This is a genomic window from Xanthomonas prunicola (assembly GCF_002846205.1).
In the GTDB taxonomy this organism is placed as follows: Bacteria; Pseudomonadota; Gammaproteobacteria; order Xanthomonadales; family Xanthomonadaceae; genus Xanthomonas; species Xanthomonas prunicola.
Map to the genome: position 1 here is coordinate 762,835 of NZ_PHKV01000002.1, position 21,938 is coordinate 784,772.

At 63.2% G+C, this 21,938-nt stretch carries 18 protein-coding genes and 2 pseudogenes; 10 read left to right on the forward strand and 10 right to left on the reverse strand.

The genetic code is table 11. From position 1 onward, the window contains the following. Positions 1 to 220: 220 nt before the first annotated feature. From glpD to glpK, 3 genes are all read left to right on the forward strand, one after another. A complete protein-coding gene (gene glpD / locus XpruCFBP8353_RS09865) occupies positions 221 to 1,735 on the forward strand; it encodes a glycerol-3-phosphate dehydrogenase (protein ID WP_101363039.1) in 1,515 nt (504 codons plus the stop codon). A gap of 170 nt (positions 1,736 to 1,905) precedes the next feature. Continuing rightward, entirely contained in the window at positions 1,906 to 2,727 is an 822-nt protein-coding gene (locus XpruCFBP8353_RS09870) for an MIP/aquaporin family protein (RefSeq protein WP_101363040.1), read from the forward strand. A gap of 133 nt (positions 2,728 to 2,860) precedes the next feature. Then, positions 2,861 to 4,360: a glycerol kinase GlpK gene (gene glpK / locus XpruCFBP8353_RS09875; protein ID WP_101363041.1), complete on the forward strand. Its 1,500-nt coding sequence runs from the start codon at positions 2,861 to 2,863 to the stop codon at positions 4,358 to 4,360. Positions 4,361 to 4,473: 113 nt separating this feature from the next. Here glpK and XpruCFBP8353_RS09880 read toward each other — a convergent pair whose 3' ends face one another. Beyond that, complete coding sequence (locus tag XpruCFBP8353_RS09880; RefSeq protein WP_162301000.1) at positions 4,474 to 4,986, reverse strand: nuclear transport factor 2 family protein; 513 nt, start codon at positions 4,984 to 4,986, stop codon at positions 4,474 to 4,476. Positions 4,987 to 5,399: 413 nt separating this feature from the next. Further along, entirely contained in the window at positions 5,400 to 6,590 is a 1,191-nt protein-coding gene (pobA, locus tag XpruCFBP8353_RS09885; protein ID WP_101363042.1) for a 4-hydroxybenzoate 3-monooxygenase, read from the reverse strand. A gap of 96 nt (positions 6,591 to 6,686) precedes the next feature. Between pobA and XpruCFBP8353_RS09890 the strand changes: the two genes are divergently transcribed. After that, the gene (locus tag XpruCFBP8353_RS09890; RefSeq protein ID WP_101363043.1) at positions 6,687 to 7,574 is read left to right on the forward strand and encodes a helix-turn-helix domain-containing protein; all 888 of its coding nucleotides are present in this window, start codon (positions 6,687 to 6,689) and stop codon (positions 7,572 to 7,574) included. 184 nt (positions 7,575 to 7,758) lie between these two features. Here XpruCFBP8353_RS09890 and XpruCFBP8353_RS09895 read toward each other — a convergent pair whose 3' ends face one another. The 6 genes from XpruCFBP8353_RS09895 to XpruCFBP8353_RS09920 all read right to left on the reverse strand — a co-directional run bounded on the left by XpruCFBP8353_RS09895 (position 7,759) and on the right by XpruCFBP8353_RS09920 (position 14,928). Next, the gene (locus XpruCFBP8353_RS09895; RefSeq protein WP_101363044.1) at positions 7,759 to 9,240 is read right to left on the reverse strand and encodes a benzaldehyde dehydrogenase; all 1,482 of its coding nucleotides are present in this window, start codon (positions 9,238 to 9,240) and stop codon (positions 7,759 to 7,761) included. Between the two features lie 31 nt (positions 9,241 to 9,271). After that, a complete protein-coding gene (locus XpruCFBP8353_RS09900) occupies positions 9,272 to 10,039 on the reverse strand; it encodes a coniferyl-alcohol dehydrogenase (protein WP_101363045.1) in 768 nt (255 codons plus the stop codon). Positions 10,040 to 10,072: 33 nt separating this feature from the next. Further along, the gene (locus XpruCFBP8353_RS09905) at positions 10,073 to 11,077 is read right to left on the reverse strand and encodes a SphA family protein (protein WP_101363046.1); all 1,005 of its coding nucleotides are present in this window, start codon (positions 11,075 to 11,077) and stop codon (positions 10,073 to 10,075) included. A 164-nt stretch (positions 11,078 to 11,241) separates the two neighbouring features. After that, a complete protein-coding gene (locus tag XpruCFBP8353_RS09910; protein ID WP_101363047.1) occupies positions 11,242 to 11,772 on the reverse strand; it encodes a MarR family winged helix-turn-helix transcriptional regulator in 531 nt (176 codons plus the stop codon). Between the two features lie 436 nt (positions 11,773 to 12,208). Beyond that, positions 12,209 to 13,468, reverse strand: coding sequence for an HD-GYP domain-containing protein (locus XpruCFBP8353_RS09915; RefSeq protein WP_101363113.1), 1,260 nt, complete (start codon positions 13,466 to 13,468; stop codon positions 12,209 to 12,211). 149 nt (positions 13,469 to 13,617) lie between these two features. Continuing rightward, on the reverse strand, positions 13,618 to 14,928 hold the full coding sequence (locus tag XpruCFBP8353_RS09920) for an MFS transporter (RefSeq protein WP_101363048.1): 1,311 nt from the start codon (positions 14,926 to 14,928) through the stop codon (positions 13,618 to 13,620). Between the two features lie 241 nt (positions 14,929 to 15,169). On the opposite strand from XpruCFBP8353_RS09920, the pseudogene XpruCFBP8353_RS09925 reads away from it, so the two are divergent. Continuing rightward, a pseudogene (locus tag XpruCFBP8353_RS09925) lies at positions 15,170 to 15,379 on the forward strand (hypothetical protein). An 11-nt stretch (positions 15,380 to 15,390) separates the two neighbouring features. After that, on the forward strand, positions 15,391 to 15,936 hold the full coding sequence (locus tag XpruCFBP8353_RS09930; protein ID WP_101363049.1) for a gamma carbonic anhydrase family protein: 546 nt from the start codon (positions 15,391 to 15,393) through the stop codon (positions 15,934 to 15,936). Between the two features lie 25 nt (positions 15,937 to 15,961). On the opposite strand, the gene XpruCFBP8353_RS09935 is transcribed toward XpruCFBP8353_RS09930, so the two are convergent. Next, positions 15,962 to 16,228, reverse strand: coding sequence for a YkgJ family cysteine cluster protein (locus tag XpruCFBP8353_RS09935; RefSeq protein WP_101363050.1), 267 nt, complete (start codon positions 16,226 to 16,228; stop codon positions 15,962 to 15,964). Between the two features lie 173 nt (positions 16,229 to 16,401). On the opposite strand from XpruCFBP8353_RS09935, the gene ilvD reads away from it, so the two are divergent. Further along, the gene (gene ilvD, locus XpruCFBP8353_RS09940; RefSeq protein ID WP_101363051.1) at positions 16,402 to 18,240 is read left to right on the forward strand and encodes a dihydroxy-acid dehydratase; all 1,839 of its coding nucleotides are present in this window, start codon (positions 16,402 to 16,404) and stop codon (positions 18,238 to 18,240) included. Positions 18,241 to 18,470: 230 nt separating this feature from the next. Here the strand turns inward: ilvD and XpruCFBP8353_RS24460 are convergent. Continuing rightward, a pseudogene (locus tag XpruCFBP8353_RS24460) lies at positions 18,471 to 19,488 on the reverse strand (integron integrase). 509 nt (positions 19,489 to 19,997) lie between these two features. On the opposite strand from XpruCFBP8353_RS24460, the gene XpruCFBP8353_RS09955 reads away from it, so the two are divergent. The 3 genes from XpruCFBP8353_RS09955 (at position 19,998) to XpruCFBP8353_RS24095 (ending at position 21,316) form a co-directional block, all read left to right on the forward strand. Next, a complete protein-coding gene (locus XpruCFBP8353_RS09955) occupies positions 19,998 to 20,444 on the forward strand; it encodes a hypothetical protein (protein WP_101363053.1) in 447 nt (148 codons plus the stop codon). A 57-nt stretch (positions 20,445 to 20,501) separates the two neighbouring features. Continuing rightward, entirely contained in the window at positions 20,502 to 20,960 is a 459-nt protein-coding gene (locus tag XpruCFBP8353_RS09960) for a hypothetical protein (protein WP_029819656.1), read from the forward strand. Positions 20,961 to 21,040: 80 nt separating this feature from the next. After that, a complete protein-coding gene (locus XpruCFBP8353_RS24095; protein ID WP_101363054.1) occupies positions 21,041 to 21,316 on the forward strand; it encodes a hypothetical protein in 276 nt (91 codons plus the stop codon). Positions 21,317 to 21,938: the final 622 nt, after the last annotated feature.

Genomic DNA, 21,938 nt, shown 5'->3' on the forward strand with positions numbered 1-21,938 from the left:
TTGTTCGTTTAAGTACGTTTGCGTCCTCTGGACGTCGTCTGGATGCCTGGCATCGATTCATGCATTGAATCAATTTTACCCAATCCATCGCCTGATCCATCTATAGATACCCTGATTTGCAGGCGATTCGCTTCTTCACGCCCCGAAAAGGTTTGATGTTCGAATATGTTCGAACATGACAACTTAGGTTCGCTCATAGCGCACCTGGACGGAGGCACCGATGGGCGAGACGTACGATCTTCTGGTGGTAGGCGGCGGCATCAATGGGGTCGGTATCGCCCGCGATGCGGCCGGACGCGGCCTGTCGGTGTGTCTGTGCGAGCAGGACGATCTGGCCGCGCATACCAGCAGCGCCAGCACCAAGCTGATTCATGGCGGCTTGCGCTATCTGGAGCAATACGAGTTCGCACTGGTCGGCAAGGCGCTGGCCGAGCGCGAGGTGCTGTTGCGCCTGGCCCCGCACATCATCTGGCCGCTGCGCTTTCTATTGCCGCATCAGCCGCATCTGCGCCCGGCCTGGATGATCCGCGCCGGACTGTTCCTGTATGACCACCTCGGCGGCAGCAAGCGCAGCCTACCGCGCTCGCGCCGGCTATCGCTGCGGACGCATCCGGTCGGCGCGCCGCTGCAGGAATCGCTGCGCACTGGCTTTGTGTATTCGGATGCCTGGGTGCAGGACGCGCGGCTGGTGGTGCTCAACGCGATGGACGCGGCTAAACGCGGCGCCAAGATCCACACCCGCACGCGCTGTGTCGGTGCCTGGCGCGATGCTGGCTTCTGGTATGCCGAACTCGAAGATCGCGAGGGGCGCCGCCGCACCGTGCAGGCACGCGCGCTGGCCAATGCGGCTGGGCCTTGGGCAGTGTCCTTCCTGGACAACGTGGCCGCGGTGCCCCACGAGCACGCGCTGCGGCTGGTCAAGGGCAGCCATATCGTGGTGCCCAAGCTGTTCGATCACGATCACGCCTACATCTTCCAGCAACCGGACCGGCGCATCGTGTTCGCCATTCCGTACGAGCATGACTTCACCTTGATCGGCACCACCGACGTCGACTACGAGGCCGACCCCGCCGCGCCGAAGATCGATGCGGCCGAGATCCAGTACCTGTGCGATGCGGTGAACCTGTATTTCCAGCAGCAGATCCGCCCTGCCGATGTGGTGTGGAACTACAGCGGCGTGCGCCCGCTGCTGGACGATGCCGAAGACAATGCCGCCGAGGTCACGCGCGATTACCAGCTGGAAGTGGTCACCGATGGCGCGCCGTTGCTCAATGTGTTCGGCGGCAAGCTGACCACCTACCGCAAGCTCGCCGAAGAAGCGGTGGACCGGCTCACCTACGCGCTGGGCGCACGCAAGCCGGCATGGACCGCGCGCGGCGATGCGCTGCCGGGCGGTGAACAGCGCGATATCGCCAGCCTGCTCGAACGCGTGCGCACCGCCCGCCCCTGGTTGCCGGCGGCGACCGCACAGCGGCTGGTGCGCAATTACGGCACCTGCGCAGAACGGCTGCTGGGCGATGCGCAGGATGTGGCCGGCCTGGGCGAGCACTTCGGTGCAGATCTGTACCAGGCCGAGGTGGACTACCTGCGTCAACACGAATGGGCGCAGACCGCCGACGATATCCTGTGGCGTCGCAGCAAACTCGGGCTTCGGCTCGATGCGGACGGACGGCAGCGGCTGCAAGCGTATCTGCAGACGCAGGCGCTTCACTCCGCCGAGCTCGCGACCGTTTGAACACACCGCGTTGCCGGCGAGGACGGGTCGTCCGGCAACGTATCCTGGCGCACTGCCTGCATCACCCTGTGGAGGGCACCCCCGATGAGCACGACCCATTCCCCCTGCGCGCCGACGCGCGTGTCGCAATCGCCTGTGCGTTGCGATGATTTTCTCGCGAGCATGCGCGCATGAGCCGCCAACTCGTGGGTGAGTTGATTTCCGAAGCGGTCGCGATGTTCATCATCATCGCGCTGGGCGACTCGGTCGCGGCGATGTACATCCTCTACGACCCCAGTCCGTATCAAAACGCCTATTGGGGCGTGTGTATCGCCTGGGGCCTGGCGGTGACGCTGGCCATCTATGTCACCGGCTCGGTATCGGGCACGCATGCCAACCCGGCGGTGACGCTGGCGCTGGCACTGTTCCGCGATTTCTCGTGGAAAAAGGTGGTGCCGTACTGGATTGCCCAGGTCATCGGCGCCTTCCTGGGCGCGGCCATCGTCTATCAGTTGTACGGGCCGGTGATCGACCATTTCAACCAGGTGCAGCAACTGACCCGCGAAGCCGGCGGCGCGGCCGGTGTGTTCTTCACCGCGCCCGGTCTTGCGGTCACGCCGATGCATGCGCTGGTCGACCAGATCATCATGACCGCGTTCCTGATCTTCGGCATCTTCGCCATCACCGAGCAATTCAACGAAGCCGCACCGACTGCAAACTCCGGCGCGTTGATGATCGGCTTGCTGGTGGCAACGCTGGGTGCGTCGATGGGCTATCTGGAAGCGTGGGCGATGAACCCGGCGCGCGATTTCGGCCCGCGTCTGTTCGCTTACTTCGCCGGCTGGGGCGAGGCAGCGCTGCCGGCCAAGGACAATTACTGGTGGATCCCGATCGTCGGACCGTTGATCGGCGGCCCGATCGGCGCGCTTGCCTACCAATGGCTGATACTGCCGTTTCTGCCGGCACGCGTGCGGCACCTGCAGGGCGGCAAACCACCGCTCGATCCGCGCTGATCGCACTGCTGCACGACTGACAGCACGGCGCCGCTGCCGGGCAGGCCCTGGATGCATCGGCCTTTCGAGCAGCGGCGTGCCTTACCCACTTTCTCGCCGTGCGCCAGCGCCGGCATTGTTCGAGGAATCTCCGATGGAAAAGCAATACGTCCTTGCGATCGATCAAGGCACCACCAGCTCACGGGCGATGTTGTTCGATCGCCACGGCAAGGTGGCCGGCGTGGCGCAGCGCGAGTTCGGGCAGATCTTTCCGCAGCCGGGTTGGGTGGAACACAACCCGCGCGAGATCATGACCAGTGTCTATACCACCATCACCGAGCTGCTCAACAACGCGCAGATCGATGCGCGCGCGATTGCCGGGATCGGCATCACCAACCAGCGCGAGACCGCGGTGGTGTGGGACAAGGCCACCGGCCAGCCGATCTATAACGCCATCGTGTGGCAATCGCGGCAGACCAAGGACATCTGCACCCAGCTCAAAGAAGCCGGGCATGAGCAGATGGTGCGCGACAAGACCGGCCTGCTGATCGATGCGTATTTCTCCGGCACCAAGGTCAAGTGGATCCTCGACCATGTCGAAGGCGCCCGCGAACGCGCGCAAAAAGGCGAGTTGGCATTCGGCACCATCGATAGCTGGCTGATCTGGAACCTCACCGGCGGCAAGGTGCACGTCACCGATTACACCAATGCCTCGCGCACCATGATGTTCAACATCCACACGCTGGAATGGGACGCGGACCTATTGGCCATGCTGGACGTGCCCGCGCAGATGCTGCCGGAAGTCCGTTCGTCCAGCGAGGTCTATGGCATGACCCAGACCCAGTATTTCTATGGCGAACAAGTGCCCATCGCCGGTATCGCCGGCGACCAGCAGGCGGCATTGTTCGGCCAGGCCTGTTTCGAGCCGGGCATGGCGAAGAACACCTATGGCACCGGCTGTTTCATGCTGATGAATACAGGCGACAAGGCGGTGATCTCCAAGGCCGGCCTGTTGACCACGATCGCCTGGGGCATCGACGGCAAAGTCGAATACGCATTGGAAGGCGCCATCTTCGTCGCCGGCTCGGTGGTGCAGTGGCTACGCGATGGCCTGCGCATGTTGGGCAAGGCCAGCGATTCGCAGGCCTACGCCGAGCGTGCCGGCGACAACGGTGGTGTGTATATCGTGCCGGCCTTCGTGGGCTTGGGCGCGCCATACTGGCGCAGCGACATCCGCGGCGCCGTGTTCGGGCTGACGCGTGGCACCACCAAGGAGCACTTCGTACGTGCGGCAGTCGAGTCGATGGCCTACCAGACCCGCGACGTGCTCACCGCGATGCAGAGCGATTCCGGAATCGAACTGAAAGAACTGCGTGCCGACGGCGGCGCCATCGCCAACGACTTCATGGCGCAGTTCCAGAGCGACATGCTCAATGTGCCGGTGCTCCGCCCGGAAGTCGCAGAGACCACTGCACTGGGTGCGGCGTATCTGGCAGGTCTTGCAACCGGGTTCTGGAGCAGCCGCGAGGAGATCGCCAAACAATGGGCGGTGGATCGCCGCTTTGAACCGGCCATGGCCGACGACAAGCGCGAAGAGCTCTACGCCGGCTGGCAGCAGGCAGTGGACGCGACGATGGGTTTCCGCATCAGCTGATCGTTGACGTCGACACCACGGCGCCCACCATGAGGTGGGCGCTGTGATTGGCCAATCATCTGCATGGACGAACCAAGCAGGGCTACGCAATGCAGCCCTGCCTGCAGCGTTACTTACTGGCCGCCGGTACTGGCACGGCCGGCGATGGTATCCGGGTCCCAATGTTCCTTGATCAGACCCTTTTCGATCCGAAACATATCGAACCAGGTGGTGGTGTACGTGGTGCCCGGCTTGTTGGGATTAGGCAAGGTGCGTACCGACACCAGGGTCACCAGATCACCGTCAGCCGTGATGGCCACCAGTGGCAACTGCACGCGCGGCTGGACCGGCGTCGGCTTCACGAATGCGGTTAGAAAGGCGATGAATGCATCTCGCCCATTGGCCACATTCGGATTGTGCTGGATGTAGTTCTTGTCCATGTACATCGGTGCGTACTGCACCTGGCCCGCTTCGAACACGGTGCGCCAGAAATCGTAGACCAGCCGCTTGTTGGCAGTTTCATACCAGGTGGAGCCGAGCAGCATCTTCTGATGGTTGGGATTTGCAGTGACCGCGGTCTGCGCGAACGCGGCAACTGGCGCTAGCAGCGTGACCAACAGCAAGGCACGGGTGAGCAACTTCTTCATGGGGTACTCCTGGGTGGAAGATGGCATTGCGCTCGTCGGGGGGATGCCAGCACGGTGTTCCGTTGAGCGGGGGAATGACGCGTCCTTGCAGCCGGATCTACGCGTCATCGCCACCCTACCGGTGACGTTCGCTCGCCCGCTAGCCGCCCGCAGGTGCACCTGGGCACCTGCGGCACAGGTGGTGAGAAAAACATCACCCGTGTGCTCGCAGCCACTGACGTGCTGCAATGCGCGTAGGGTTGCCCCGATGTTGCTGTTGATTGTGCGATTCCTGCAGCGACGGCAACGGATCTGCGACTGCCGTGTGCGGTCAAGCTGTCTTGCGGGAGCGCTGCAGTGCGCTCCTATCGCATGTACGGAGCCAGGCGACATAGAATCCGTACAACCACGCCAGCCACGGTCTTGGGCAGTCGCTACGCGGCCTCGGACAACGCTGCCAATGGAAGGCCTGCGTAATTTTCCGCCAGCGTCGCGCGCCCTGCTTCGCTCCCGAGCAGATAATCCAACTCCGCTCCGTGCAGACGCGCAGTGAATGCGTCTTCATCGTCGAAGCGGTGCAACAGCGTGGTCATCCACCACGAGAAACGTTCGGCCTTCCACACGCGCTGCAAGGCCAATCCCGAATACTGCTGCAGCACGCTGGCATCGCCGCTCGTCTTCCAACGCTCGAACAACTGCGCCAGCAGGCCGACATCGCCCAGTGCCAGATTCAGCCCCTTGGCACCGGTGGGCGGCACGATATGCGCGGCATCGCCGGCCAGGAACAGACGGCCGTACTGCATCGGTTCGGCGACGAAACTGCGCAGCGGTGCGATGCTCTTCTCGATCGATGCGCCGGTCACCAGCTGCGCCGCCAACGCAGGCGGAAGCCGTGCACGCAACTCGTCCCAGAATGCCTGATCGCTCCAGGCCTCCACCTGCGCGCTCGCAGGCACCTGGATGTAATAGCGCGTACGGGTGGGCGACCGCATCGAACACAGCGCAAATCCGCGCGGGTGGCGTGCATAGATCAGCTCTTCGTGCACCGGTGGCGTATCGGCCAGCACGCCGAGCCAGCCGAACGGATACACGCGCTCGAACACACGCAGGCGCTCGGCGGGGATGCTCGCGCGGCTGATGCCGTGATAACCATCGCAGCCGACGATGTAATCGCAGTCCAGCCGCTTGCGTTGGCCGTCCTGCGTGAACTCCACGGCGGGCACAGTGCCTTCCACATCGCACAGGGTCACGTCCTGCGCGTTGTAATGGGTGGGCGCACCGCTGCGCTGGCGGGCGTTCATCAGATCGGCGGTGACCTCGGTCTGCCCATAGACGGTGACACCGCGGCCACAGCCGCGCAGCAGATCGATGCGTTCGCGCTGGCCGTCGAGCGATAATTCGAAACCGTGATGCAGCAGGCCTTCGCGCTGCAACCGCTCGCCCACGCCGGCGCGCTGCAGCAGTTCCACACTCCCCTGCTCCAGTACCCCGGCGCGGATACGCGACAGCACATGCTGGGGTGTCTGCCGCTCGACGATGACGCAATCGATGCCGGCGAGCCGCAACAGTTCACCTAGCAACAAGCCGGAGGGGCCGGCGCCGATGATCGCAACTTGCGTTCGCATGCACTGCTCCTGGCCTGGATGGCGATGCATGCAGTGTCGGTAGCCAAACCCACGCATTGAAGGGATGATTGCGTGGAGTCCTTGGACTTTTCGACGATGGCCATACCTACGACCGGCGCTGCTGCAGTCCCTGCTTTTGGCCTGTATGGCGAGCAACACGCCGATGCTGCGGAGTTGCTGCACTGGGAATCGATTGCCGCCCGCAGCCGGCTGCACGATTGGCAGATCGTCCCGCATCGACACGAAGATTTGGCGCAACTGGTCTACGTACAACGCGGGCCGGCGACGCTGCAGCTGGATGGGCGCACGCAACGTCTGCGCGGCACGAGCGTGGTGTGGCTTCCACCGCTTTGCGTACATGGTTTCGCATTCGATCCGGCAGTACGCGGGCACGTCGTCACCATGTGCATGCCACTGGTCAAGGCCACCTTGAGTGCTGCGCCGTTGCTGCAACAGGTGCTGACGACGCCAGCAGTTGTGCAGGTGCAGAACGTGCGCAGATGGCTGGATGTGGTGTTCGGCAGTATTGCCGAGGACCATGCGCGCCGACGGATCGGCCATGACATCGCCGCACAGGCCGCGGCGGCGCAGCTGGTCATCTGGATGGCGCGCACGGCACTGGAACGCGCACAGGACGCCGCAGCGATCAGCCCGCAGGCGGACCCGGCACTGCGCCATCTCCGCGCCTATCAAGGCTTGATCGATCAGCACTACCGCGCCCACTGGCCGATTTCGCGCTATGCCGATCACCTTGGGTTGACGCCCGGTCACCTCAACGCGTTGTGCCAGCGCTTGGCTGGTGCCTCTGCACTGCAGCTGCTGCACCGCAGGATCATGCTGGAGGCACGCCGCACACTGCGTTACACCAGCCTAAGCGTGCAACAGGTTGCCGAGAGCCTTGGATTTTTCGACGCTGCTTACTTCAGTCGCTACTTCGCCCGGCACGCCGGCTGCTCGCCGACGCGCTTTCGCAACGGGGAGTAAACGTGGCCAAAAGAGCGAGGTCACTCACTCGCTGTGCGAGCCATAGGGAGAATGTGCTGCCGGCTGCATTTAAAAGGCAGTAAAAGGCCTACACAAGCAACGAAGTCAACGAGGATCGGCACAGACCGTCATCGTGCGAGGATGGAGAGGCCACGTCAGCCACTCCATCGCCGAGCCGCCTCCATCAGAACGGATACTGCGGCACTTCGTTCTTGATCGTCAGCCACTGCCAGTGCGTGTACTGCTCCCAATCGGCGGGGCCGCCGACGCTGGTGCCGTTGCCCGATGCACCGGTGCCCCCAAACGGATTGACCACCTCATCGGCCACCGTCTGATCGTTGATATGCAGCAGACCGGTGTGCAACTTCTCGCCTAACGCCAGGGCCCGCGAGACCGATGCCGACAGGATGCCTGCCGCCAGCCCGTACTCGCCCTGGTTGGCCAACTCGGCGGCTTCTTCATCGGTGTCGAACACGGTGATGTTGATCACCGGACCGAACACTTCTTCGTCGAACGCGCGCATGCCGGGGCGCACGTTGGACAGCACCGTTGGCGCATAGAACAGACCTTCGTTGGTGGCACCCGCTTCGACCACAGCACCAGCGGCGACGCTATCGTTGACGATGTCGATGACGCGCTGCAGCTGCCGTTGGTCGATGATCGGACCCAATGCGACGGTGCCGCTCACCGGGTCGCCCACCGGAAGATGCCGCGCCTTTTCGGCAAGCCGCTGAGTCAGCGCCTGCGCTACGCCGCGTTGGACCAGCACACGCCCGGTGGCCATGCAGATCTGGCCCTGATGCATGTAGGCGCCGAATGCGACGGCCGAGGCGGCCTTGTCCAGATCCGCATCGTCCAGCACGATCAACGCGTTGTTGCCACCCAGTTCCAGTGACACTTTTTTCAGATGGCGTCCGGCAATTTCGCCGATGCGGCGGCCGGCGGCCGTGGAGCCGGTGAACGCGATCATCGGGACATCCGGCGATTCCACCAGCGCCTGGCCGATCTGGGCATCGCCATGCAACACATGCAGCAGCCCCTTGGGCAGGCCCGCTTCTTCCAGTACCTGCGCGATGATCACGCCGCCGGTATACGGCGTGCGCGGGTCGGGCTTGAGTATCACCGCATTGCCCATGGCCAGTGCCGGCGCTACCGAACGCAGCGAGAGAATCAACGGAAAATTAAACGGCGAAATTACCCCGATCACGCCCAATGGCAGACGGCGTGCAAGGCTAAGTTGGCCGGCTGATGTCGGCAAGATCTGGCCGCTGGCCTGCAGCGGCATTCCAGCAGCCTGCTGGTAAAACACCACCGATTCATCCACCTCGCGCTGTGCCTTGGGCAGGATGCCGCCGGTTTCGCGCGCAATCAGCAACGTGGCTTCGGCACTACGCGCCTGCATCACGTGCGCGGCGCGATGGAAGACCGCAGCACGTTCGCGCGGCGACGTGGCGGCCCAGGCGCGCTGCGCCTGTTTGGCCTGCGCGATCGCGGCAGCGACATCGGCCAGGTCTGCCTTGCCGACTTCATGCAGCAAGGCACCGGTTGCCGGCTCATGGACGGGCAAGGTGCCGCCGTGACCGGGCACCCAGTCGCCATTGAAGAGACAGCCGTGCCACGCGGGCGTGTCGGTCGCAGCGGCCGCTGCGCTGGAAAGAGCATTCATGGTCTAGCCTCCTGCTAAAAACGTGTGGGGATTACAGCGTAGTGGAAGCCAGCCCGCCATCGATCGGCAGGGTGATGCCGTTGATCCAGCGGGCGGCGTCGGATGCGAGAAAGACGATGCCCTCTGCCACTTCGTCGGCATACGCCGGGCGGGTCATGCGCTTGGCGTCTGCCTTGACGCGCTCCTCGCCGAGCATGGCAGCGAAATCACCCAGGATCGGGGTAAACACCGGGCCTGGCGACACGTTGTTGACGCGCACGCCGTGGTCGGCGAACCAGGGCCGCGATTGCAACAAGGTCCACACGATCAACGCTTCCTTGAAGTATTGGTAGCAGGTGTCGTGGGGCACCGGATGCGTCGCCAGCCATGCGCTGCCGCTTTCGAAGCTGTCGGTCGCGGCCAGCTGCTTGTGCAGGTCCAGACGGTGCGGCCATTCCGCGCCCAGGATCGAAGCCACATTGATGATGGAACCACCCGACACGATGCGCGGCAGCAGTCCCTGGGTCAGATGACGCAGGCCCAGATAATTCACCCGCGCCACCACATCCAGCGGCGCGGTGCCCGGCACCCCGGCAATATTTGCCAGCGCATCGATATGGTCCGGCAATGCCTTCACCAAGGCGTCAATGGATGCCGGGTCGCCAAGATCCGCCTGGTGAAAACCGTGCAGTGTCATCTGCACTGGCGTGCGATCGACACCGATCACCTTGGCGCCATGGAACCGTGCCAGCCGTGCGACCTCCGCACCAATGCCCGACGCCACACCGGTCACCACGATCGTCTTGTTCTGTAAATTCATTGCCATCCTCCGAAGGAGCCAGCTGTGCCGGCGCTAGAACACATGGACATACTCGAAATTCACGTTGGTGCCGGATGCCGCGTTCCTGACCTCCACGGGTAGATAGAGGTTGGCGAACAGGATGTTTTTGGCATCAAAGCGCCATACCCCACCCGGCCCTGCATAGAACGCGCGCTGACGGCTGTCCGCGACGCGCTCGTCGTTGGTGCGGTTGTCGCGGAATTGCGTCAGGTAATACGCGTTGACGCCCAGCCGCAGCTTCGGCGTCACTTCCCAGGACGTGGCGAAATTGATCCATCCCGCATCGCCTGCCTGACCGTTCCGGAAGTCGAAGCCGGGCGGCAAGTTCGGACGACGCTCGCTGCGAAAGTTGTAGATGTAGTTGATGCGTGCGCTGACTTCCCAATTGGGCGTCGGGAGGACCGTGAATGCGTAGCTCGGAATGAGCGACCAATAACCGGAACTCTGGTTGAGATCGCGGTCGCGGTCGAACTTGCCAACCGGCGCCACGGTATCGAGTTCGAACCGCTGCGAGAACACCGGTCGCCCGTTGCGTATCACCGGCGGCATTTGCAGATACGGCCCGAACGTCACATCACCCAGGCCGGCGCCGTTGTCGCGCAGCGTGGCGATGCTGTTGCGGCCGAACGAGGCATTCAGATTGACCAGCGGCACCAGTGCAGTGACGCCTAGCGATCCCCCGAACACTTGATAGGGCGTGACGTAAGCGAACTGGGTCAGCAGCACGGTGGAATCGATACGCGGGTTGTCGAACACCGGTACATCGTTGCCACGGGCATCCTTAATTGCGTCCAATGCGTTATGCCGCAAGTAAGTGATGACCGCTAACCCGGGTGTGGTGCTGGTGAACCCATCCAGAAAACTGGTGCCACCGGTGTTGATGCCATTGGCCAGCGACGCGCTCTGCGGCACGCCCTGCGGCGCACTCTGCGCCAGTGCCGTGCCTGCCGCCACCCCTCCCAACACACCGAGCAGCGCGCGAACCTGCCACCCTGCGCCCATACCGACACCACGCATCACCGATGATCGAATCACTGCAGACATCTCCAGTGTTGGGAAGCAATAGCGGCATGTGCCACCTCACGAACGTCAGGCATGCGCATGCCCCGCGCTGCGCACAGCACGTGCAATCGAAACGTTCGTTGAGGATCGCTGCCGGGCGGAAGGCCGACGGACGCGGGTTACGGCGTGTCCAGACGGTCCAGACGGTCCAGGGCACGCAACAGCGGTGCTTCGCTGGAACCAAGTACGGCGCTGAGTTGCTGCTCCATGCGCAGCACTTCGGCTTCGGCAGCGGTCAATAGCGCGGCACCGGCTGCGGTCAGCGAGAGATGCTGCATGCGCCGGTCCTGCCGCCCACGTACCTGCCGCAGCAGGCGACGCTTGACCAGCCTGGCCACCACGATCGCCAGATTCGGCGGCGACACGTGCAGCACATCGCCGATCTGGCGCTGATTGATACCCGGGTTGCCATCCACCAGCATCAGCAGCGAGAAGTCGACCGGCTTGAGCTCGAATGCTGCCACGCACTCCTGGAACATCCGCCGCACCATCAACTCGGTGCGGGTGATGCGATACCCCAGCAACCGCAGCAGACGCGCCTGATCCACCGTGGTGACAGCATCGGGCAAGGGCGCAGCAAGGGCGGTGACGGGCATGGCGGTTCTCGCGACAAAGGCAGCGGACGGACCGGTACGCACGATGCGCCCCATCCGCAACGCCGATTTCCGGCGTGCATCGCATTGTAGACGCGGCCAGGCCCGGCGATGTGGACATCCACGCCGCAGATGCATGCGCTGTCCGCGCGTCCACCACACCGCCCTTCCGCGCACGCGCCTTGCAACGGCGGCATCGCGCGGCGGCTGAGGTGAGACGGCAGTGATCCGGGCAGGACTGGGACATGGTTCCGGTCGGCAAGTGATTGCGTTCCAGAATAGTTATTGATCATAACTACATTGCCAAGCTGCAGCGCAGCATGGTCGCGCTCGCTCGCTGGGGCGCTCTGCGGACTGACAGCGGCGGCGGCAAGCAAGTCGCAACGCGTGCAGCTGTCTTATTTGTCTGGGGTGGTGTCACGACGGCCGGCGTGCACGGCGCAAGGCATGCCACCGCTGCGGCGCCTGTCAGCCCCTCGCCTACGCCGCCCGCTTACGGCAGCCAGAGTTTTTCGAGATCGCGGAAGCCCCACTCGCTGGGGCTTTCCATCTGCGCGATGCGGTCCTGGCAGTCCGGGCGCGACAGGTCGATGTCCTGCACCAGCACGTGGCTGCGCAACTTGGCCGAATAGAACACGCGCACCTTGGGCTTGAGCAGCGCATCGGGCGTCTGCTCGATCACCACCGCGAGTTTTTGCGACTCCAGCCGCACCAACGAGCCGACCGGATAAATGCCCAGCCGACGTACGAAAGCCTGGAAGATCGTCGGATCGAAATGGCCCTTCCACGACGCCATCTGCTTGAGCGATTCGGCCGGATCCCAGCCGCGTTTGTAAGGGCGGTCCGAGCTGATGGCGTCGTAGACATCGCACACCGCCCCCATCCGCGACATCAACGAAATATGTGCGCCGACCAATCGATTCGGGTAGCCGCTGCCATCCATTTTTTCGTGGTGATGCAGCGCGATTTCCAGCACCACCGCGTTCTGCACGCCGCCGGCCACCAGCAGCCGATGGCCATCCAGCGGATGCTGGCGCATGACGTCCATTTCTTCGCTGGTGAGCCGGCCGGGCTTGTTGAGAATCTCCAACGGCGTCACCGCCTTGCCCATGTCGTGCAGCAGGCCGCCCATCGCCGCTTCCACCACTTGCGCCTCCGGCAGACCGAGCTGGCGGGCCAGCCCGCTCATCAGGCCGGCCACCGCCATCGAATGCAGATAGGTGTAATCGTCGGCAGTCTTCAGACGCGCCACGCTGATCAATGCCTGCGGATGCCGCAGCACCGAGTCGTTGATGGCTTCCACCAGCGGCAAGGCCGCCTCGGTGTCGACCGTGCGCCCCAGCCGCACATCGCGGAACATCGCCTCGACCATGTCGCGGCCGTCTTCGAAAATGCGGCGTGCGCGCACGACCTCGGCTTCGATGCCGACCTGCGCGGTGACGCTGTTGGTGCGCACGCTACGCGGCTTGGCAGCAGACTCCGGCGGTTCGGGCGCGGAGGGCTCCGGAGCAGGCTCGGGGCTCGACGGCACGCCCGGTTCGGCGTGCGTGACAGCGCTTGCGGGCACTTCCACATCCAGCCCGCGCGCGGTATCGATCACCAGTTGTTCGATGCCGCTGTCGTGGATCTTGTCCACATCGTCGGAATCGACCAGGAACGACGTCTTCCAGAACGGATGGTGCACCCACGCGCCCAGCAGCTTGTAGACATACATGCCGGGGCGGAGTTGATCTGAGTCGATGGTTCTGAGCATGCCGGCGCTGGTCTGCACGATGTCCACGGAGGGCCCGCCACAACGTGGCGGTCTGCGTGGTTATCGGCACATGGCACGATTTCTTTGGTCAGCGGCCGGGTCGGCAAAAGGCCCGGGCGTGATGCCGAACGCGGCTGTGAGCGGGCCGCTCACCGCTTGGGCAGCCGCATCCCCAGCACAGCGACGATGGCGAACAGCAACGGCACGCTGCAGGCCAGATACAACATGGCCGGCGACCATCCGGCGTCCAGCAGCACCCCGGCACAGAACGGCGACAAGATCGCACCGAAGCGCCCCACACCGATTGCCCAGCCCAGCGCAGTCGAGCGCACCGCAGCGTTGAAGACGATCGGAACAATGGCGTACATGCCGCCCACCGCAGCGAACATCGCTGCCCCGGTGAGCAAGGCGACGGCGAACGCCCAGTTCAACTGCGTACTGCACAGGCCGGAGGCCAGCATCGCCAGGCCCATCAGCAACAGGGATCCGATCGTCAGGCGCGACAGCGGAATGCACGATGCCAACGCACTGAACAGCAGGCCGCCGCCGATGCCTCCAAGATTCAACAGCACCCCGCCCGTGACGCCGTCCGTGGCCGACGAGCCGGCGATCACCAGCAACTTCGGCGTCCAGCTGATCACGAAGTAGAAGGTAAACATCATCGAGAAAAAGCCAAGCGCGATCAGCAGCGTGTGCCGCCGCATGGCAGCGTCAAACAGGGCCGAATAGCCTTGTGCCTGCGTGGCAGACTGCGGCGGTAGCGGCGGCAATGCGTCGTGCGGCGGCATTCCCATCCGCGCCAGCACGGCGTTGAAGCGCGCGACGGCATCAGGCGGCCGGCGCATGATCAGGAACTCCAGCGACTCGGGCAGGAATGCAAGCACCAACGGCACACACAGCAACGATGCCACCGCCCCGAGTACGAACACCGCGGGCCACGACCACTGCTGCATCAACAGTTCGGCAATCATGCCACCCAGCGTGGCACCGACCGGGTAGCCGGTCACCTGCAACACGATGGCAGTGCTGCGCCAACGGGGGCTGGAAAACTCCCCTGCCGTGACCGCAACGCAGGCCAACATACCGCCGATACCCAAACCGGTCAGGAGCCGAAGCGCTCCGAGCTGCCATGCAGTGCTGGCCACTGCGGACATGCCCATGCCGGCGGTCAGGATGACCAGACATGCTAGCGTCAGCGCGCGACGGCCGATGCGGTCTGCCAGCGGCGCCAACCCCAGTGCGCCAAGCGCCATGCCGATCAGGCCCGCGCTGAACAGCATGCCCAGCAGCTTGCCCGACAACTGCCAGTCCGCCGACACGTGCGGTGCTGTAAACGCCATCGCCATCACGTCGAAGCCGTCGAGCATCGTCAGCAACACGCACACCGCGACGGCCCTCCACTGAAACGGCGTCATACGCTCCAGCACGAAATGCCCAAACGATGCAGTGTGCTGAGGCATTGGCATATCCTGTGGTGAGAGAGGGTTGGTTCGAAGGCGCTGCAGTGGCCGTTGAACGGCGCAGTGTGCGAGACCGGCTACGCGGCGGAGCAGCGATGCGTGCAATCCACCGATGCGCAGCGGCTTGCGACCGCCTGCACACGCTAGCCCATTGCACAGCCGGTTCAAGACCGATGACCGCAGCGCTGTGCGCTTATCGGAAATGCGCCGCTGCGCTTGGCCAGCGCAGCGATGTCTTCGGATGCACCGCGTGACCTGCTGTCCGCGGCTTTTGGATATCTACCGGCACGACACGATCCACTGAACGTCGACCCACCCGGCCACGTCTGCCAACGACCTCGCACGCATTGCATCCGTGCGTTGGTTACTGCAGCGCGGTGCGCTGCCGCAGCGACAACCGCAGCGCAGGTATCATCCGCAGCGTGTCCGCAGCTGGCGGCACGCTGACTGACCGGAGATACCGTGACCCCGATTCGCCCCTTCCTGGACCACACCCCGCAGCTGGGCGCGCGCGTCTACATCGACCCGGCCTGCACCATCATCGGCAAGGTGAGCCTGGGCGATGATGTCTCGGTCTGGCCGGGCACCGTGATTCGCGGCGACGTCAATCATGTGCAGATCGGCGCGCGCACCAATGTGCAGGACGGCACCATCGTTCACGTGAGCCACCACAGCCCGTTCAACAAGGCTGGCTACCCCACCGTGATCGGCGAGGACGTCACCGTGGGCCACGGCACCATCCTGCATGCCTGCACCATCGAAGACTTGTGCCTGATCGGCATGGGCGCGTGCGTGCTCGATGGCGCCACCGTCAAGCGCTATGGCTTTGTCGGTGCCGGCGCGGTAGTTGGCCCGGGCAAAGTGGTCGGCGAAGCCGAGTTGTGGCTGGGCAATCCCGCACGTCTGGCGCGCACGCTCAGCGACAAGGAAATCGAAAGCCTGCATTACTCCGCGCAACATTATGTGCGGCTCAAGGATCAGTACCTGGGCGTGCCCAGCGGCAGCTGACCGCCGTCATGGTGCGCGCCGCCGCTCAGGGCTGGGTCGCGCGCTCCAGCGCTGTAAGCATGGATAGCGCCTGCTCACGCGAGGTTCCGCACATCTGCGGCGACGGCCGCAGGTTGCCGCACACCGCCGGACGCAGCGGCGAACCGAACAACCGGCAGCCCAACTGCGCGTCCAGTTGCACGCACGCCACGCCGGCCGGCTTGCCGTTGGGCATACCAGGAATCGGCGAACTGATCGAAGGCGCGATGCAGCAGGCAGCGCAGCCCGGGCGGCAGGAAAGTGGCGAAGACATGGCGCTAGTGTAGCGGCGCAGCGGGTTGTCTCGCCCGACGTCAGCGCCGCCGTGAACAACACCGCGTGCTAACGTGCCCAGCCATCGGAACGCACCTGCGACGGTTGCAGCAGCAACAGTCGCAACGCGGTCTAATTGCCAGCCACGCTCGCTAATCAGCCGTTGAATTCGCCATGCCCGAGTATCGCTCCAAGACCTCCACCCACGGCCGCAACATGGCCGGCGCCCGCGCCCTGTGGCGTGCCACCGGTATGCAAGATGGCGATTTCCATAAGCCCATCATCGCCATCGCCAACTCGTTCACGCAGTTCGTACCCGGGCATGTGCACCTGAAGGATCTTGGTCAGCTGGTCGCCCGCGAGATCGAACGCGTCGGCGGCGTGGCCAAGGAGTTCGACACCATCGCCGTGGACGACGGCATTGCGATGGGCCACGACGGCATGCTGTATTCGTTGCCCAGCCGCGAGATCATCGCCGATTCGGTCGAATACATGGTCAACGCGCACTGCGCCGACGCGCTGGTGTGCATTTCCAACTGCGACAAGATCACCCCCGGCATGTTGATGGCCGCGCTGCGGCTCAACATCCCCACCGTGTTCGTCTCCGGCGGGCCGATGGAAGCTGGCAAGACCAAGTTGTCCGAACACAAGCTCGATCTGATCGATGCGATGGTGATCGCCGCCGACGACAGCGCTTCCGATGAAAAAGTGGCCGAATTCGAGCGTAGCGCCTGCCCCACCTGCGGCTCGTGCTCGGGCATGTTCACCGCCAACTCGATGAACTGCCTCACCGAAGCGTTGGGCCTGTCGCTGCCGGGCAACGGCACCGTGGTGGCCACGCACGCGGACCGCGAACAACTGTTTCTGCGCGCCGGCCGCGTGGCGGTGGAACTGTGTCACCGCTGGTACGGCGGCGAAGACCCCACGGCCCTGCCGCGCGGCATCGCCACCTTCGACGCGTTCGAAAACGCGATGACGCTGGATATTGCGATGGGTGGCTCGACCAACACCATCCTGCATCTGCTCGCTGCCGCGCAGGAAGGCGACGTGCCGTTCGGCATGCAGGATATCGACCGCCTGTCCAAGCGCGTGCCGCAGCTGTGCAAGGTCGCGCCGAATACGCCCAAATACCACATCGAAGACGTGCATCGCGCCGGCGGCATCATGGCCATTCTCGGCGAACTCGCACGCGGCGGCCTGCTGCATACCGATGCTGCCACCGTGCACGCACGCACGCTGGCCGATGCCATCGCGCAATGGGATGTCACCCAGACCGACGATGAAACAGTGCACACGTTCTACAAGGCCGGCCCGGCCGGCATTCCCACGCAGATCGCCTTCAGCCAGGCGACGCGTTGGGACAGCCTGGATACCGACCGCAGCGACGGCTGCATCCGCGATGTCGCACACGCGTTCTCACAAGAGGGCGGCTTGGCCGTGCTGTACGGCAATATCGCCCGCGACGGCTGCGTGGTGAAAACCGCGGGCGTGGACGAATCCATTCACGTGTTCGAAGGCACCGCCCGCGTGTTCGAGAGCCAGGATTCGGCCGTCAAGGGCATCCTCGCCGACGAAGTGAAAGCCGGCGATGTCGTGGTGATCCGCTACGAGGGACCCAAGGGCGGCCCCGGCATGCAGGAAATGCTCTACCCCACCAGTTATCTGAAATCCAAGGGCCTGGGCAAACAATGCGCCCTGCTCACCGACGGCCGCTTCTCCGGCGGCACCTCGGGATTATCGATCGGCCACGCATCGCCGGAAGCGGCAGCAGGCGGCGCCATCGGCCTGGTGCGCGACGGCGACAAGATCCTGATCGACATTCCCAATCGTGGAATCAACCTGCTGATTTCCGATGAAGCACTTGCCACCCGCCGCGCCGAGCAGGAAGCCAACGGCTGGAAGCCGGTCGAAGTGCGCCCGCGCAAGGTCACCACTGCGTTGAAAGCGTATGCGTTGCTGGCCACCAGTGCGGATAAGGGTGCGGTGCGGGATAAGGCGTTGCTGGACGGCTGAGGTCAGCGGTATGCGGTGGCGAGCTGGCTTCGGATGGCCAGCGCAATGCAACGCATTCGGTGGGACATGATGATTCAACTTGGTCATCCCAACTTGCTTGCAGTACAACGCTGAGTCACTGCAAGCCAATGCGGCGATTGGCCGTCCTCATCGCACGCTCTGGTGTATCAGAACGAGCGATTTTACTGGCGTGGTAGCAAGCATCCGATCACTGCGTCGCTGCCCTCGCGTTACGCCTCGCCACCAAGACGGCTGAGCCCGTCCAGCGGACTACGCACCGCCGATGCACTGCGTCCCAGCACATGCGTATAGATCTGTGTGGTTGCCAGGTCCTTGTGGCCGAGCAGTTCCTGCACGGTGCGGATATCGTGGCCGGCTTCCAGCAAATGTGTTGCGAATGAATGCCGCAACGTGTGGCAGGTTGCAGGCTTGGCAATGCCAGCCTGTCGCCGTGCCGCCTGCACCGCACGCTGCAGGACTTCTTCCGATATGTGATGCCGACTAACGCGCCCACTGCGCGGATCCACAGGGCGGCGTGCGGCGGGAAACAGATACTGCCAGCCGGGCTCGACATCGGCATTGGGATACTTGCGCGCCAGCGCATGTGGCAGGAACACACGTCCTGCGCCGTCGGCGAGATCAGCGGCGTGCAACAGCAACGCCCGTTCGCGCTGCTGCATCAATTCCCCACGCAGACTGTGCGGCAGCGGCACCCGCCGATCCTTGCCCCCTTTGCCGTCGCGCACCACAATCTCGCTGCGAGCTACATCCACGTCCTTGATGCGCAAGCGCAGGCATTCCAGCAGCCGCATCCCGCTGCCGTACAGCAGCCCCACCATCAGCCGGCAACATCCCTCCAGCATCGTCAGCAAGCGCGACTTCCTCGGCCGAGAGCACCACGGGAATGCGCCGCGGCCGCTTGGCGCGCACCAGATTCTCCATCCAGGGCAACCCTACGCCCAGAACCTCGCGATACAGGAACAGCAGTGCCGCCAGCGCCTGATTCTGCGTGCCGGCCGACACCTGGCCCCGCGTCGCCAGTTCGGTGAGAAACGCCTCTACTTCTACTAGCCCCATCTGTCCTGGATGCCATTTGCCGTTGGCCAGAATGAAGCGTCGGATCCATCCCACATACGCCTGCTCAGTCCGCAGACTGTAATGGCGAAGCCGCAGCCGACCACGGACCTGATCCAGCAGCTTCGGGGTCAGGCGCGTCGTTACGCCTGCATCGTCACGGGTGTAACTCATACGCCTGCTCGAACATTGGATAACGCAAGCAGCATCGATGCCGAGACTATTGGTCGCCATCCGGCAAGTCATTGTTACGGAATCGGAATTCCCCCTTCACAGATATCAGGGCTTAGTCGATACTTCGCGCAACACCGCTTTTAGGTGGTCCAATAGAAGTTAGGTGCGCGATGAAAATTTGCTACATACTTAGCCTGCTAATAGCAACAACAGCGCTCGTCGGCTGCCAAGGCGACCCGAATGCCAGGCCGATCTACGGAGAGACGGGTCTGCCCAAGAATTGTCGTGCAATAGTTCAGACAAACATTGACGCATATCGTGCAAAGCAGTACACCGCAGACGAGGTCATGGATTCTCTTGAGCGCAACTGTGGTGCTAATGGTCATTCTTGGTGACAGTGTCGGTCACTACACTGGGTTTTCGCTGCAGCGCGTACCTAACAATTCATTCAAGCCGAACCCGTTTCGCGGGTCGGCTTAATTCAGGCGTTAGGCCGCGGGGGGAATAGCGTGGCAGCTTCGAGCAACAAGCTACTGATCGTCGGCGGCGTGCTGAGTGGCATGGCGGCCCTGGCACATCTGGCGTGCTTGGTGGTTGGCGCGCCACTCTTTCGCCTCTTGGGCGCCGGAGAGCAGATCGCGCAACTACACGCTGCAGGTCACTGGTACCCCACCGTGCTGACGCTCGGGATCGCCGCTGTATTGGCAATCTGGGCTGCGTATGCACTTTCAGCTGGTGGCGTGATTCGGCATCTGCCGCTTCGCCGCACAGTTCTTTCTGCCATCACAGCCATCTACATCGTTCGCGGTGTGGCGTTCGTTCCGGTCATGGCCTACTTTCCGGGCAACAGCATCTCCTTCTGGGTCGTGAGCTCATCGATCTGCCTAGCCATTGGTCTGGTGCACCTTGTGGGGTTGCGCCAGTCGTGGGGCAGGCTGGGTAGGCTTGCGGCCTAACAATTCATTCAAGCCGATGCCGCTTCGCGGCACGGCTTAATTCAAGCGTTAGGCGCCATGGACACAGATCGGGCATCCGCAGCAAAGAGCTATCAAGAGATCGCCAACCTGACGCTTGGCGGCTATCAGCTCATTGAGGCACTGCTAAAGACCTACTTGCGGAACTACTTCAGCATTGCCAAGCATCGCTTAGGTATCGACCTGCACTTCGGTTTCACAGGCAGCGACTACGACAACGCAGCGCTTGGTACGCTCCTGAAAGTCTTCGCTAAGACATGCTCAGACTCACAGCTTGTCAAAGACCTTCAGGCCGAGATTCCTCACCGAGACCACGTGGCCCATCAGGCGTCACTCGTGATGTTCAGGCGGCAGCCGTGCAGTTCTGAAGAACTTCAAGCACTTTCGGAAGAGCTTTCGATCCGCAGTGGTTCTATCTCTAGTCTTCTGACTCGCGTAAACAATGTGCACGATCTGCTCTTGGCGCCCTACCGCGGAAAACTTGGGCTTGGCGCCTAACAATTCATTCAAGCCGAACCCGCTTCGCGGGTCGGCTTAATTCAGGCGTTAGCCATCACACGAGACATCTAGGTTAATCCATGGAGTTCTCTGCGGTAGAGGTCATTCATGTCTCCCAGCTTGGCTTCATCGCCGTGGCTGTCACTCCGGACCTGCCGGCATTCCCTCCCGGTATTGCCCAGATGGTGCACGTGACCCGTCCAGACGGAAGCTCTATAGAGGCATCAGCTATCGTCGAGTACCGACGGAGCCCACCTATCACGCCCGTCCTTCTCAGGTTCTCCGGGCTTGCACCAGCAGACGTTCCTGTTGGTTCTAAAGTCGTCGTCACTCAGGGCACGCTGGCTGATGGCTAATAATTCATTCAAGCCGAAGCCGCTTCGCGGCTCGGCTTAATTCAGGCGTTAGGCCGTGTTGGAGCAAATGCGTTGGTGGTTGCCGCTTCGGTGAGTTCGCAGGCACGCATGCGGTTGGCTCCGGACAGCAGTCATCACCGTTGCTGGTTGCGGTAAGTTCGGCGCTTCGCTCTTGTCCGTCATCGCTGCGCTGCGCTCATTGCGTTTGACTTCGGTAGCATCACGCGCCGCTACATCGCTGGGCAAGCTCCATCCCGCAAGCTGTGGCACACTCGGTCCAGGCGGCAGTGCTGGGGAGCATGGTTGCACCGTACAACCTTTGCGGCCACTCACTGCCTAACAACTCATTCAAGTCGAAGTTGCTTCGCAACTCGCCTTAATTCAAGCGTTAGGCCGTGGTGGAGCAAATGCGTTAGTGGTCGCCGCCTCGGTGAGTTCGCAGGCATGCATACGGTTGGCTCCGGACAGCAGTCATCACCGTTGCTGGTTGCGGTAAGTTCGGTGCTTCGCCTTGGCACGTCGTTCCCGCGCTGCGCTCGTTGCAGTTGGCTTCGGTGGCATCACGCGCCGCTGCATCGCTGGGCAAGCTCCCTCCCTCAAGCTGTGGCACACTTGGTCCAGG